Consider the following 14,772-nt stretch of genomic DNA (forward strand, 5'->3'; position numbering starts at 1 on the left):
TTCCAGGTGCGCGAGGTTGGCGAATCGCCCGCAGGTCATGCTCAGCGCGCCGCACTGCACCATCGCGTGAAATGTGGGCGTGCACGCCGGGCCGCTGCCGGGCTCGGGCATGAAGAATGCCTTTGTGGTTGTCTATGACGATTTATCAGACCGGAGAAGACATGAAGGAAATCGAACCGACCCCATGGTTTGAGCTTGCCGTCCATACGCCCGTTCGTGAAGGCTGGTACGAGGTGCAATTGACGAGCGGGGACACGGCATTTGCGAAATTCGGCGACGGCGTATGGACCGAAAAACCGTTGCTGGTGTTCACGCACTGGCGCGGCCTGTCCGTCGATCCGGCGAGCGTTCCCGCAGGCGAGGAAGCCGAATCGATCAGCGCGGAAGCCACGGCGGCGCAAGGTGTGCGCGCCGCCTGGAACGTGTTCTTCCCGGGGCTCGGCGAGGAACAGCACAAACCGTTGGATGCGTTGCCCAACGGTAAAGCCACGCATTGATGCAAGCCTGGGCGGCGGCCTGGCGGTTGCCGTCCTGGATCCGCTGGGTTCTCAGTCCAGCTTCAACGCGTCGGCAGCCAATTTGCCGATGTCCCTATCGATGTCCGGGGTCTCGCCTGTCTCGAGAATCCACGCCGCGGACAGTCCCGACCACGCCAGAATCCATTGCAGCAAACGGCGTCTATCGAGCCCGGCCAATTGCGCGACATGTTCGACGCGCCGCTCGAAGCGTCCTGGTGCCAATGCGCACTGCCGGTCGGGGTTGCAGAAAATGTTCGCGTAGTCGAAACCGCGCTCGCCGTAGAGGCCTTTCGGGTCGATTGCCAGCCAGCCGCGCGGGCCGAAATCGAGCACGTTGCCGTGATGGATGTCACCGTGCAGCACGACCGGGTCCTGTGGGGCGGCAAGCAGCGCTTGCGCTGCGGCGGCACTGTCGGCGAGCCAGCCGCCGTATTGTTGTGCTGCCGGCCAGAGACTTTGAAACCAGCGTGGCAATCCGGTTAGTTCGGGTAGCGGCTTGTTACGGGGCGCGTGCAGTCGTGCAGCGGCTGCGCAGAGAATCTCGGTGGCGTCGTCGTCGTCGCTGTCACCCGTGCGGGCCTTGTCCGCGAGCGCGTGGCTATTTTGTGCGCGCTCGAGCAGTATCGCGACGGCATCGTGCGCCAGCACGCGGGCCGCGCCGTCGCCGTCCCACCACAGCATCAGCTGCGCGCCGGATTTCTCTTCCGCTTCCAGCGCGACCTTCAGCATCGCTGCGACGCCGTGCCGGCGTACCGGCAGAAGCCGGCTGCTGTGCGTGCGGATCGGCTCGCCGTCCGGCAGCAAATCCCACTTGACGATGTACTCGGCGAACATCGCGAATCAGGCCAGCAGCGCGGCCGCCTGAACGGCGGCGGCGAGTCCGGTGGCCGGGCTGGTCAGCGGTTTCTCGCCGCGGGTGACTAACGCGCCGGCATCCGTCATCGATGCTTGCGCCAACGCCACAACCTGCGCGCCGTTTGCATAAGCAGCATCCGCCGCGGCGGCGATCGAAGACAGATAACCCGCCGTATCGCCCGCTTTGAAACGGTCCCAGGCGCCGTTGACCAACTGCACCTCGACGTCGGCTGCGGTGCGCGTGGCGGCTTCTGTGAAGAGACGGGTGGTCGGTTCGAGCGTCGTCGGTGCGGTGCATAGCACGATCACTTTGCCGCCGGCTTCGACTGCGCGCCGCGCCAGTGCGGCGTCGGCCTGCAGAACCGGCACCGGAGCGGCCTGCGCGGCGAGGGCGTCATCCACGGCAGGGCCAAGTGTCGAACAACAGAGCAACACGGCGTGCGCGTCGTGACAGAGCGCGAGGAGCACAGCGCGGGTTTGCGCCGCGATTTCATCGGTCAAACCGCCGGCTTGCTCGGCGGCGGCTAGCAGGTCCGCACGGACCGCGTGTTTCAACTCGTGCGCTTGCCAGCCGGCGGCGCGGGCTGCCGCGTCGAACACGGCGATATTGCTGTCAGCGGTATGCAGGCAGACGATGCGCATTGTCACTCCAACGCCTTTGATGATGTCGCATTCTCGCCTGGAAACGGCTCATGCAGGTTGAGCGTGGCCGGCCGCTTATGCCCAGCACGAGGTGGCTTGCACGAGCGCCGTGCATGGTGGCGGTGTCAACAACACCGCGCGCGGCCCGCTACAATCGACCCAATCCATCGACGCGGAAAGGACGTATGAAAGGCACTCGAGAAACCGTGGCATTGCCACGGGCGACGCAATTACTGAATCATGGACCGGTCACGATCATCACCAGTGCGCACGACGGGCGCTCGAACGTGATGGCGGCATCGTGGGCAATGCCGCTCGATTTCAACCCGCCGAAGGTCGTCGTCGTGGTGGACAGCCGCACGCTGACGCGGCAACTGATCGAGGCGAGCGGCGTGTTCGGATTGCAACTGCCGAGCCGCGCTTTTGCCGCGCAGACGCTGGCGGTGGGTTCGAACGCCGGCGCCGAACTCGACAAGTTCGCCGCCTTCGACCTTGAAACTTTCCCGGCGCAAAACATCGACGTACCGATGCTGGCCGGCTGCATCACGTGGATGGAGTGCAAGGTGATTCCGGACGACAGCCAGCGGCACGATCTGATCATCGGCGAAGTCGTGGCGGCGTACGCGGACCGCCGCGTGTATTCGAACAACCGCTGGCACTTCGGCGACGACCCCGATCTGCGGACATGTCATTACGTTGCAGGCGGAACATTCTTTGCCACCGGCGACGCGTTCGAAGTCGCGCCAGTGACGAACGGCGCGACGGAATAAGTAGCGGCTGTGCGTCTGCGTCTTGTCAGCCCAGCACTACTCGCTATTTTTGCCGCAGGAATTTGCCTGCTTTTTGCTCTAGCAGCGCGACGAGCTCAGGCTGCATGAATGCATAGTCGTCGGGGATGTCGAGGCAGACCACTTTCTTGCCGTGCAGGCATGCGCGGAATTTTGCCGACAGCCTCGCGCGTTGAGCCTTCTCCATCACGAAGACGATGTCGGCCCAGCGAATCTGCTCGGGTGAAAGCGGCACGGCGGCGTCAGTGCCGAGACCGGCTGAATCGGTCTCGACGTTGGGCCAACTGGCGAACACCTGCTCGGCTGTAGGGCTGCGCAGGCGGTTCTTGCTGCAGATAAACAAGGCTCGTATCACCGGACACCTGCTACGCTTTTAATCGAGTGAAATCGTAAGTCACGCTGGCCAAGTCCTCACACATCGCCATCGGCAAACGCCTTGAGCGCGTCGCCCGCCAGCCGGTAACGGACCCACTCGCTCTGCGCGCTCGCGCCGATCGATTCGTAGAAGCCGATGGCGGGTTCATTCCAGTCGAGCACGCTCCATTCGAAGCGGCCGCAGCCCGTGTCGCATGCAATGCGTGCGAGGTGGCGCAGCATCTGTTTGCCCGCGCCGCTGCCGCGCGACTTCGGCGACACGTACAGGTCTTCCAGATAAAGTCCTTGCTTGCCGAGCCACGTCGAATAAGAAAAGAAGTAGACGCAGAAGCCAACGGGCTCGCCGTTCATCTCGCAGATCAAAGCCTTCGCGGTGGATTCGGCCGAGAACAGGCTCGCTTCGATATCTTTGACGGTGGCGACAACCTCGTGCTCCGCTTTCTCATACACCGCGAGTTCGGTGATGAAGCGCAGAATCAGAGCGGCGTCGGATGCGTGGGCAGGGCGGATGTGGATGCTCAAGGTAAGGTGCTCGGTCGGTTTTGAATGTCGCTCGAAGTTTCGCGAGTATGCATCGGCTTCGAATCAAGTCTGCATCGTATCGTTTATCGTGTTGTCCTGGCCAGCAGACGCCGGCTCACAATATGACAGAGCGAGCAAGCGTATGTCGAGATTACGATTGACGCGTCGTCGCAAAATCGCTTACTGTCGATCCATGGACTTCCACTCGATTCCCTTCGCTGCCGTCACCACCACGACGACCACCTTCACAGGCGGGTCGTCTGGAGGTTGCACGCGCTAGAGGCACGAAGCAGTGGCAAACCACCAAAGGCCCCGCCGGAAACGGATGGGGCCTTTGGCGTTTCTGGACCTCCGTTTGCGGCATCAACCCGCGGCATCAATCAAACGGAGTGTGACTGTGAACGACATCGATCATCGTGTACTGGGCAATAAACTCGACCTCTTCCATCAGCAGGAAGAAGGCGTCGGCATGGTGTTCTGGCACCCGCGCGGCTGGGCGCTTTACCGCGTGCTCGAAGACTACATTCGCGCCCGTATGCGGCGCGCCGGTTTTCGCGAGATTCGCACGCCGCAATTGCTGGCGCGCTCGTTGTGGGAGCAGAGCGGCCATTGGGAGAAGTTCGGCGCGGCGATGTATTCGCTGGCCGATGCGGAAGAAGGGCGCGCGCTGTGCCTGAAACCGATGAGTTGTCCGTGCCATGTGCAGGTGTTCAATCAGCGCGTGCGTTCGTATCGCGAGTTGCCGGTTCGCTATAGCGAGTTCGGCGCCTGTCATCGCGACGAGCCTTCGGGCTCGCTCGAAGGTCTGAAGCGCACGCGCGCCTTCGTGCAGGACGACGCGCATGTGTTCTGCACGGACGCGCATATCGAGGCCGAAGTCGGCCGCTTCTGCGAGTTGTTGCGCACGGTCTATGCGGACCTCGGCTTTCCCGCCTTCAAAGTAGTGCTCGCCACGCGGCCTGCGATGCGCGCGGGCAACGAGCAAACGTGGGATCGCGCGGAAGCCGCCTTGGCAAACGCGGCACGCGCGGCGGGCCTCGAATTCGATGTGTTCGAAGGAGAGGGCGCTTTTTACGGGCCGAAACTGGAGTTTCATCTAACGGACAGCCGCGCGCGCAGCTGGCAATGCGGCACGATTCAACTCGATTTTGTGTTGCCAGACCGGCTCGATGTGGCGTTCGTCAGCGAGCGGAATGAACGCGAGTGTCCGGTGATGATCCATCATGCGGTGCTCGGCAGCATGGAGCGTTTCATTGCAATGCTGCTGGAACATCACGAGGGATGGTTGCCTGTGTGGCTCGCGCCCGAGCAAGTCGTGATCGCGACGATCAACGACGCCAATACGGCCTACGCGCAACAGCTCATGCAAGCGCTCGACGCCGCCGGTATCAGAGCGCTGCTCGACAACCGGCCGGAACGGCTGGAAAAGAAGATCGTCGATGCGCGCGAAAAGCAGGTGCCGATTCTGGTCGCGGTAGGTTCACGCGATGAACGCGATCGGACCATCAGCATTCGCATGCGCGACGGGCAGCAATCGACGCTTGCGATGGCGGAGGGCGTCGAGCGATTACGGCTAGCCGCGTTGCCGCCCGCGACGCGATTGAATCTGTGACTTCGTCCGCGGCTGCGACGGTCGCGGTGCGGAGATTTCGCAAATTGACCTGTCGTTTTTCATGATGATGCGGCCGCATGAATGTTCACGTGCGGCCACGTCACCCTCCCGCCTCTCTCACATCTTTTTAGCCCGTTTCGTCGGTCTTCATTTCGCCTTGGGCACAATCGGACGAGTCCGAACTTGTGCACAGTGTTGTACTGGCGCGGAAGTTTTACAAATGTTGATGCTTGCAGCCGGAGTTTTCGAATACGTTATGCGGCTTTAGTCCGTACAACGTATCAATAAAATGAATAAGACAACCTATCGGCTGGTTTTCAGCCGGCTCTGGGGAATGCTGGTCGCGATCGAGGAGACCGCTGCGGGAACCGGCAACAGCAATCGGGGAGAAACCATAGGAGCAGGGCGAGGCGCGTCTGGTGCGCAGTGCGTGTCGTCGTTCGCGTTCCGGCATATCGCCTTTGCGGCGCTGATGCTGATCGGCACCGTGCCTTTGCATACCGAGGCGCAGATTGTGCCATCGGGCGCGCACGCGCCCGGCGTCATCCAGACTCAGAGCGGGCTTCCGCAGGTGAACATTGAACGTCCGTCGGGCGCTGGCGTGTCCATGAACACGTATTCGCAATTCGACGTTCAGAAGAATGGTGCAATCCTGAACAACTCGCCGACGCTCGTACAGACGCAGCAGGCGGGTTATATCAATGGCAATCCGAACCTTGGTCCTGGACAATCCGCGCGCATTATCGTCAACCAGGTCAACAGCAGCGCCGCGAGCCAGATCAACGGCCATCTTGAAGTCGCCGGACGGCGGGCTGAGGTCGTCATCGCAAACGGTTCCGGAATCAGCGTGAACGGCGGCGGCTTCATCAACACGTCGCGCGCGATTCTGACGACGGGTGCGCCGAACTTCGGTGCCGACGGCAGCCTGACCGGCTTCAACGTGACGGGTGGCAACATCACTATCCAGGGCGCGGGACTCAATGCGGGCGATACCGATCAGGTTGACCTGCTCTCACGCGCGGTACAGGCGAACGCCGCGATCCATGCGAAGAACCTGAACGTCGTGACGGGCGCGAACAGCATCGACCATGACTCGCTGAATGCGACACCTGTCGCGGGCAACGGTCCCGCACCCGGTGTGTCGATCGACGTGAGCAACCTGGGCGGCATGTACGCGAATCGCATCGTCCTCGTCGGGACAGAGAACGGCGTCGGCGTGTCCACCAGAGGCGTACTTGCCGCGCAGGCGGGTGACCTGAAGCTGACAACACAGGGCAAGCTCATCCTTGCCGGACAGACCAACGCGAGCGGAAACCTCGCCCTGTCCGCGCGTGACGGGATCGACAACAGCGGGACGACCTACTCCCAGCAGAACGTCAGCGCGAATACGTCGGGCGCGCTCACGAACAGCGGCGTGCTTGCCGCGCAGCAGAACACGACCGTCGGCGCGGCCAGCGTCACTTCGACGGGCACACTCGGTGCGGGCGTGAACGGCGACGGGAGCCTCACGCAGTCCGGCGACCTGTCGGTGACGACGGACGGCACACTCGCCGCGACCGGCCGCAATGTGGCGGGCGGCAATGCGACCCTGAGCGGCGCAGCGGTCAATCTCGGAGGAAGCAGTACATCGGCTAATGGTTCACTCCAGCTCACGGCAAACAGTGGCGACCTGAACCTGTCGGGCGCGACGACGACGGCGGGCGGCGTGCTTGACGCACGCGCGGGCGGGACGCTGACAAACGACGGCGGCGCGATGTCGTCGGGCGGCGGGCAGACCATCACGGCCGGCGCGCTGTCGAACCGCAATGGCCAGATTGTTTCGGGCGGCGCGTTGACGGGAAGTGTTGCTGGCTCCATCGCGAACCAGGGCGGGACGGTGCAGGCGGCGGGCGCGCTGTCCGTCACAGCCGGTTCGCTCGACAACACAGGCGGTCATATTGCGTCATTGAACGAGGACGGCCTGACGCTGACAATGGGCGGTTCGCTGAACAACGGCGCGGGTGACACCGGGGCTGGCACCATTGGCGGCAATGGCAATGTGACTGTACGGGCCGGACGGATCGCGAACGCAGGTTCGATTACGGCCGTCCAGAACCTGATTGCGACGGCCGTGCAGACGCTGTTCAACGGCGGCACGCTGGCGGCGAATGGCAACGTCAACGCTTCGGCTGGCACGACGCTGACGAACGCGGGCACGATAGCAGCCGGTCGAACGGCAGCCCTTAACGCCGCCACATTCGACAACAGCCAGGGCACGACGAACGCGGACCAGTTCACGCTGCACGCGACGAACCTCATCAACCACGGCGGCAGTATCACGCAGACGGGCTCGGGCGCGACGACCGTCGACGTGACCGGCGCGCTCGACAACTCGGGCGGCACCCTTCAGACCAACAGCGACAGCCTTGCTCTCGGCCCCGCCACGCTCGTGAACGAAAACGGCATGATTAGCAGTTCCGGCACCGGAACGCTGTTGGTCAATGCTGGCACGTTCTCGAACAACGGCGGGACCATCGCGACGAACGGCAGCCTTGATGTCCGCTCGGGCGCGGCTTCGAATCGAGGCGGCACGCTCGCCGCGCAGACGGGCGCGACGCTCAATGTCGGCTCGCTCGACAACAGCGCGGGCGGCTACGTCGGCGCGCAGACAGTTTCGGTCACGAACACGGGCGCACTCAACAACGCAGGCGGCACGATCCAGGCGGACGACACGCTTTCAGTCTCCGCGCAGTCGGTTGCCAACGACGGCGGTTCGATCGCGAACGGCGGCACAGACACGACGACGGTGAGCGCCAGCGGCGCGGTCACAAACACGCAGAACGGCCTGATTGGTGGTAACGGCAAGGTATCGGTATCGGGCGGCAGCATTGGCAACGCAGGCGGCACGATGACAGCGGGCGGCGCGGCGACGGTGCAATCCGGCAGCACGCTCGACAACCGGGCGGGCATGATCCAGGGCAACGGCAATGTGTCGGCTTTAGCGCAAGGCGCGATCGACAATACTGGCGGACAGATCGAAGCGGACGGCACGGCCGCGACACTTGCCGTCACAGGTGCGTCGCTCGACAACACGAATGGCCGCATCGCGAACACAGGATCGGGCGCGACCACAGTCAGCGCGGCCGGAATCACAAACAGCAATACGGGCGGCGTCGCCGGCGCGGGCACCATCGGCGGCAACGGCGACGTGACGGTCAACGCGCAGACCCTGTCTAACACGAACGGCGCGCAGATCGTTGCGGGGCATGACGTGACGCTGAATGTCGCGCAACTTGTAGACAACACGAACGCGACACTGTCGGGCGCGAACAACGTGATGCTGAACGGTCCGAACGCTGCGCTCGTCAATGCGGGCGGCTCAATACACGGGAACGGTGCTGTCTCACTCAACACAGCGTCGCTTGATAACACCAGCGGGCGCATCGGCAACGGTACGGGTAGCGGCGGCTCGGTGTCCGTCAATACCGGCACGCTTGCGAACCAGAACGGTGCGATCGGCAGCGACCAGAACCTGAGCGTGGCGACGGGTACGCTGACGGGCGACGGACGCATCGTCGCCGGGAACGACGGCGCGATCACGATTGGCAGTGACTACGCGCTTAACGGCACCAACCAGATTCAGGCGAACCACGACCTGATTTTCACGACAGCGGGCACGTTCACGAATCAGGGCACGCTCGGCGCGGTGAATGCGCTGACTCTGAACGCTGCGAACGTGGATAACCAGGTCGGTGCGGACATCAATTCGTCGAATACGACGGTCAATGCGGCGAACGCGATCACGAACGGAGGCCGTATCGAAGGCGATTCAGTGACGACGTACAGCGCGTCGCTGACCAACACTGCAACGATCGTTGGTAACACGGTCACGCTCAACACCGGTTCGATCGCAAACACCGGCGCGGCGGCAGCCGTAGCGGCGGCGTCGGCGGTCAACCTGTACGCGCCGGGCGATATAACGAACACGGGCGGCGCAAATATCTTCAGTCTCGGCGACATCAACATCGCGGCCGATGCAGCGCGCGACGCCAACGGCGTGCTCGCGAACCGCGCGAATTCCGTGACGAACGATCAGTCGACGATCGAGGCACAAGGAAATCTGGAAATCGCGGCGCAGACGCTGACGAACACGCGCCCCGCTCCCACAGTCGAGACAGCGACGACCGGTGTCGACACGGATCATCAGACCAAGCGCGAGAAGTACGTCGGCTGCGCGACGACTAACGCCAACGGGAAAGCCGGGTGCTCGCAGTCGGCGTGGGACAGCGGCTACAAATCGCCGGTAACGGCGACCTACAGCAGCGCCGATATCGTATCGAGCCAGAGCGGGCCGAATGCGACCGACCGCGTACTGGTGGTCAACATCAATGGCAAGCCGCAAACAATCTACTACAACACGCTCACGACCAATGCCGACGGCACGCTCGCCGTCAGCTACTGGGACGGCTACAACCCGAACGTCAATTACGATCCCGCTACCGAGTACGCGACGCGCAGCGACGGACACAAAGGCTACCAGCGCGTCGAGATAGCACGGGACACGACGACCACCACGCAGCAGGATCAGGTAACAGAGCAGCAGGCGCAGCAGGCGCAACTACTCGCGGGCGGCAACATGACGCTGGCGAACGTCGGCACGCTCAATAACAGCTACAGCGCGATCGGCGCGGGCGGTTCCATCCAGATCGGCTCCAGCGGGCAGGACGGCGCGATTGGTAACGGCAGTGGCAACCACGGCGGTACGCTCGTCAACAACACCGGCCAGACGCTTTACCAGTATCAGAAGCAGGACATCGTCTCGACTTACGCGTGGAACGAAAACATCACGCGCGACGTGGGGACGGTGGTCGAACCGTCGATTGTGCTTTCGCCCGTTGCCATCGGCGGTACCGGCGGCACGATCATCGCGAACAACGCGGTGCAGATCATCGGCACGGACATCAACAATACAAACGTTGCGGCGGCAAACTCGGCGACCGGCGCGACCGGCGGCACGCTCGGCGCGAACGGGACCGTGGGTGGCATTACGGGCGGCGCGCAGACCGTCAACCTCGCAACCGGTCAGATGCAGACCATCAACGCGCCGCAGTCCGTCGCGGGGCCGACCGGCGCACTCAACATCACGTTGCCGTCGAGCGGCCTGTACACCGTTAACACTGCACCCGGCGCTTCGTATCTGGTCGTCACCGATCCCCGATTGACCAGCTATACGAATTTCATTTCGAGCGACTACATGCTCGGACAGCTTGGGCTCGACCCGTCGAAGACCATCAAGCGGCTGGGTGATGGCGTGTACGAAGAACAGATGGTACGCAACCAGATCGCACAGTTGACGGGTCGTGTCTATCTCCAGGGTTACACGAGTAACGAAGATGAGTACCGGGCGCTGATGAACAACGGCGTGCATGTCGCGCAGGAGTTCAACCTTGTTCCGGGTATGGCATTGACCGCTGCGCAGATGGATGCGCTCACCAGCGATATTGTGTGGCTGGTCAGTCAGAGCGTCACGCTGCCGGACGGCAGCACGCAGCAGGTGCTCGCGCCGGTTGTCTATCTGGCGCACGCTCACGCGAACGACCTGCAACCGACCGGCGCACTGATTGCAGCCGACGATGTCGAGATTCACGCCACCGGTAACGCGACTAACTCGGGGGTCATCAAGGGCGGCACGCAGACAGTTATCAGCGCGACTAACATCCTGAACCGGGGTGGTTCGATCGGCAGCAGTGCAGACAATGGCACAACGGTCGTCTCGGCGACCAACGACGTGGTCAACGCATCGGGACGGATCACGGGCAATCGGGTTGCGGTGCTCGCCGGTCATGACATTGTGAACACGACGCTCGTGGATACCGTTGGCGTCAGTTCGACAGTCGGCAACAGCAAGGTCAGCCAGACGCTGCTCGGCGCACAGGGCACGATTGCGTCCACGGGTGACATTGTAGTGGTGGCAGGCAACGACCTGACTGTACACGGTGCGAACATCGCCGCGGACCGCAACGCGCAGGTCGCGGCCGGCCACGATATCACGGTCGATATGGTGCAGTCGGACACGTCGCAGTCAGTCGCGAAGAATGCTGACCATCATTGGGAAGCGGAGGGCACGACCAATGAGACGAGCGCCATTACCGCTGGCGGCAGTCTCGCGATGCAAAGCGGCAATGACATGACGTTCAAGGGGGCGACCGTCAGTTCTGGCGACGACATGGCTGTCGTTGCTGGCGGCAACCTGACGGCGACGACGGTGACTGACACCGCCATGTATGACAACGTTGCAACCGACGACCGCACGCGCAAGGAAGTCGATCATGCCTATGACGAGCAGGCGGTTGGGACGCGATTTATGGCGGCTGGGAATGCGACGCTGGCCGCAGTCAATACGACGAATGCGAGCAAAGGCAATGTGACGCTGACCGGGTCATCGCTGACAGCGGGTGTGACGGATGGCGTGAATAACGGCACGGGCGCGGCGACGATTGCGGCATCCGGCAATGTCACCATCAACGAGACACGCGAGGAACACGATAGCGCCGTTGCCGTTGAGTCGAAGCGCGGTAGTTTTATCAGCGGCTCGACCACCGATACGTCGCAGAACACGCAGGTGAATATTGGCGTGGCGAGCACGGTATCGGGGGATTCGGTAACCGTGCAGGCCGGCAAGGACCTGACAATTCAGGGCAGCAATGTGGTTGGCACGAACGACGTGAAGCTGGGTGCAGTCGGGAATGCGAACATCACCACCTCGCAGAACACGGTCGATTCGTCGAGCAGCTACGAGAAGAAAGAGTCCGGTTTCATGTCGAACGGCGGGCTGTCGGTATCGATCGGCTCGCGCTCGATATCGGACCAGCAGCAGGCAACGGACGTCAGCAACAACGGCGGCGTGATCGGCTCGCTGAACGGCAACCTGACAGTTACCGCCGGCAACGACCTGCATGCAACGGGCAGCATTCTGCACGCGGGCAACGATCTGAACCTGGCGGGCAAAACGGTGACGATCGATTCCGCTTACGACACCACGGCGCAGTCGGAGCAGCAGCAGTTCCGCCAGTCTGGTCTGACGGTCGGGATCACCAACCCGGTCGTCTCTGCAGTCCAGACCGGCCGGCAGATGGCGGATGCCGCGCAACACGTGGACGGCGACGCCCGACTGACCGCGCTCGCGGCGGTTACGACCGGTCTGGCGGCGAAGAATACCTATGATGCAGTTGGCGGCGATCCGGTCAAGGCAGCAACCAGCGTCGGCATCAATATCTCGCTGGGCGCCAGCAAGAGCGACAGCCAGTCGCAGGCGCAGTCGAGCACAGCGATCGGCAGCACGTTGTCGGCGGGGCATAACGTGAACATTGCGGCAGCGGGCGCCGGGGCGGACAGCAACATCAACATCGTCGGCAGCAACATCTCGGCGGGCAACAACACGCTGCTGACCGCAGAAGGCGACGTGAACCTGCAGGCCGCGCAGAACACCAGCAGCCAGCACTCCACCAGCAGCGGCGCAAGTGCTGGAGTAGGCGTATCGATCGGAGTGGGTTCGCAAAGCGGGATCGCGTTCACGGTGGGCGTATCGGGTAATCGCGGGAATGCCGATGGCGATTCCACTACGTGGACCAATACTCACGTTGCTGCGGGCGACACCCTCACGATCCAGTCGGGCGGCGACGCAAACCTGAAGGGCGCGGTGGTGTCGGGCCAGCAGGTCGTCGCCAACGCAGGCGGCAACCTGAACATCGAGAGCTTGCAGGACACCGACCACTACGACTCGAAACAGCAGAGCGCGGGAATTTCTGCGAGCGTGTGCGTGCCGCCGTTGTGTGCCGGCCGTTCGAGCGTATCGGGCAGTTTTGGCCAGACGAAGATGAACAGCGACTACGCGAGTGTGACCGAGCAGTCGGGTATCCAGGCGGGCGATGGAGGTTTCCAGGTCAATGTGAAGGGGAACACGGACCTCAAGGGCGCCGTGATCACCAGCAGCGATGCAGCGGTACAGAACGGCGTCAACAGCCTGACGACCGTGACGCTCACGCACAGCGACATCCAGAACACCGCCGAATACAGCGGCCAGTCGGTGGGCATCAGTGGCGGTTACGGCGGCGACATCGGCAAGAGCCAGACCGATACAGCGGACAACGTCAATCCGGTTCCTGGTACGACCCTGCCGAAGAGCGGTGGAATCTCGATGGCGCCGCCGATCGTCATGAGCGCGTCAGGCGATGCGAGCGGGACGACGAAGAGCGGGATCAGTGGCGGGGCCATCACCATCACCGATGGTGTGAAACAGCAGCAGTTGACCGGGCAGACGGCGGCAGAAGCGGTTGCCAGTATCAACCGCGATACGAGCGATACGCAAGGGACGATTGCGCCGATCTTTGACAAGGACAAAGTTCAGGCGGGTTTCGACATTACCGGCCAGTTCATCAATCAGGTCGGCACGTTCGTCAATAACAGGGCGCAGGAAGCTGACGCCGCGAAAGCAGCGGCCAATGATCCGAACCTGACGCCGGAGCAGCGCGCGCAGGCCCAGCAGCAGGCGGACAGGCTGAATACGGAATGGGGACCGGGCGGCAACTATCGTCAGGTGTTGACAGCGTTGACTGTTGCGGCGGGCGGCAACGTCACGGGTAGCATGGGTCAGTTCACGCAGAATGCCACGATTGCCTATATCCAGGAACTCGCGACGAATCAGGTCAAGCAGATCGCCGACAGTCTTGGTAGTGATGAGGCTCGCGCCGCCCTGCATGCGATTGTCGGTTGTGCGGGTGCAGGGGCAAGCAGCCAGAGCTGCGGCGCGGGTGCCTTGGGCGCGTCCGCCAGTTCGGTGATTGGCAGTCTGCTCGGGCCAACCACTGACATGTCGGACGAAGATCGCCAGGCCCGTGAAAACTTGGTGACGAGTCTGGTAGCGGGCATCGCGGCGGCATCGGGGACGAATGCGGCGACGGCAGCAGGCGCAGGACAGATTGAAGGAGAGAATAACCAGTTTTCGATCATGGAGGCCGCGCCGAAGTTGCCGCCGCTCGGTGGTTACACGGGCGAGACCACGAAGAAAGGCGACGGCGTCATTGCCGATCCGGCGACTGAGCTTGATCCGACGATCAAGGCGGGTCCGCTGGTGACGCCCCTTCCTGGGCCGGGCTTGATCGAGCAGATTTTTACGCCGGTCGGGGATGCGGTTAAGGGACTGGTTGACCATGTCACAACGTCGGTCGGTGGAAATGGAAGCGGTGACGATTCTAGACAGGTGAATCCGTCAAAGGCCGACAGCCCAGTATGGCAAGGTTTGCGCAGTGCGGGCAATGGCGTTAAAACAGACGGCAGTCGATTTTATGAGTGGGATTACACTCACAATGATATTGAGATCTACGATAAACGCGGACGTCATCTTGGTTCCGCAGACCCTGTTACTGGCGACCTGTATAAACCGGCCGTCCCAGGCAGAACACTAAATCGGTGATAAATTGGA

The 14,772-nt window shown here is 62.6% G+C and carries 8 protein-coding genes; 4 read left to right on the forward strand and 4 right to left on the reverse strand.

Annotated features, from left to right (window positions below; all coding sequences use genetic code 11):
* Window positions 1–161 precede the first annotated feature (161 nt).
* Window positions 162–497, forward strand: a complete 336-nt coding sequence (locus tag AC3WOG_RS21430) for a hypothetical protein (protein WP_492579971.1) — start codon at window positions 162–164, stop codon at window positions 495–497.
* A gap of 51 nt (window positions 498–548) precedes the next feature.
* Here AC3WOG_RS21430 and AC3WOG_RS21435 read toward each other — a convergent pair whose 3' ends face one another.
* Both AC3WOG_RS21435 and AC3WOG_RS21440 read right to left on the reverse strand, forming a co-directional pair.
* Complete coding sequence (locus tag AC3WOG_RS21435; protein WP_492579972.1) at window positions 549–1,352, reverse strand: aminoglycoside phosphotransferase family protein; 804 nt, start codon at window positions 1,350–1,352, stop codon at window positions 549–551.
* A 6-nt stretch (window positions 1,353–1,358) separates the two neighbouring features.
* Window positions 1,359–2,015: an aspartate/glutamate racemase family protein gene (locus tag AC3WOG_RS21440; RefSeq protein WP_492579973.1), complete on the reverse strand. Its 657-nt coding sequence runs from the start codon at window positions 2,013–2,015 to the stop codon at window positions 1,359–1,361.
* Window positions 2,016–2,200: 185 nt separating this feature from the next.
* Here AC3WOG_RS21440 and AC3WOG_RS21445 point away from each other — a divergent pair, with 185 nt between their 5' ends.
* A complete protein-coding gene (locus AC3WOG_RS21445) occupies window positions 2,201–2,785 on the forward strand; it encodes a flavin reductase family protein (RefSeq protein WP_492579974.1) in 585 nt (194 codons plus the stop codon).
* Between the two features lie 43 nt (window positions 2,786–2,828).
* Here the strand turns inward: AC3WOG_RS21445 and AC3WOG_RS21450 are convergent, their stop codons facing one another.
* Together AC3WOG_RS21450 and AC3WOG_RS21455 are read right to left on the reverse strand one after the other, a co-directional pair.
* The gene (locus AC3WOG_RS21450; RefSeq protein ID WP_492579975.1) at window positions 2,829–3,158 is read right to left on the reverse strand and encodes a low molecular weight protein tyrosine phosphatase family protein; all 330 of its coding nucleotides are present in this window, start codon (window positions 3,156–3,158) and stop codon (window positions 2,829–2,831) included.
* Between the two features lie 56 nt (window positions 3,159–3,214).
* Window positions 3,215–3,700 carry a GNAT family N-acetyltransferase gene (locus AC3WOG_RS21455; RefSeq protein WP_492579976.1) on the reverse strand — a complete coding sequence of 162 codons (486 nt, stop codon included), beginning with the start codon at window positions 3,698–3,700 and terminating at the stop codon, window positions 3,215–3,217.
* Window positions 3,701–4,097: 397 nt separating this feature from the next.
* Here AC3WOG_RS21455 and thrS point away from each other — a divergent pair, with 397 nt between their 5' ends.
* Both thrS and AC3WOG_RS21465 read left to right on the forward strand, forming a co-directional pair.
* Entirely contained in the window at window positions 4,098–5,312 is a 1,215-nt protein-coding gene (gene thrS, locus AC3WOG_RS21460; protein ID WP_492579977.1) for a threonine--tRNA ligase, read from the forward strand.
* A gap of 289 nt (window positions 5,313–5,601) precedes the next feature.
* Entirely contained in the window at window positions 5,602–14,763 is a 9,162-nt protein-coding gene (locus AC3WOG_RS21465; protein WP_492579978.1) for a hemagglutinin repeat-containing protein, read from the forward strand.
* Window positions 14,764–14,772 lie beyond the last annotated feature (9 nt).

This window comes from Paraburkholderia sp. FW306-02-B (assembly GCF_058782725.1).

Bases quoted from the DNA above. Each gene is read 5' to 3' on its own strand.
- AC3WOG_RS21445 (WP_492579974.1), top strand. From the start codon at position 2,201: ATGAAAGGCACTCGAGAAACCGTGGCATTGCCACGGGCGACGCAATTA.
- AC3WOG_RS21430 (WP_492579971.1), top strand. From the start codon at position 162: ATGAAGGAAATCGAACCGACCCCATGGTTTGAGCTTGCCGTCCATACG.
- AC3WOG_RS21435 (WP_492579972.1), bottom strand. From the start codon at position 1,352: ATGTTCGCCGAGTACATCGTCAAGTGGGATTTGCTGCCGGACGGCGAG.
- AC3WOG_RS21440 (WP_492579973.1), bottom strand. From the start codon at position 2,015: ATGCGCATCGTCTGCCTGCATACCGCTGACAGCAATATCGCCGTGTTC.
- AC3WOG_RS21465 (WP_492579978.1), top strand. From the start codon at position 5,602: ATGAATAAGACAACCTATCGGCTGGTTTTCAGCCGGCTCTGGGGAATG.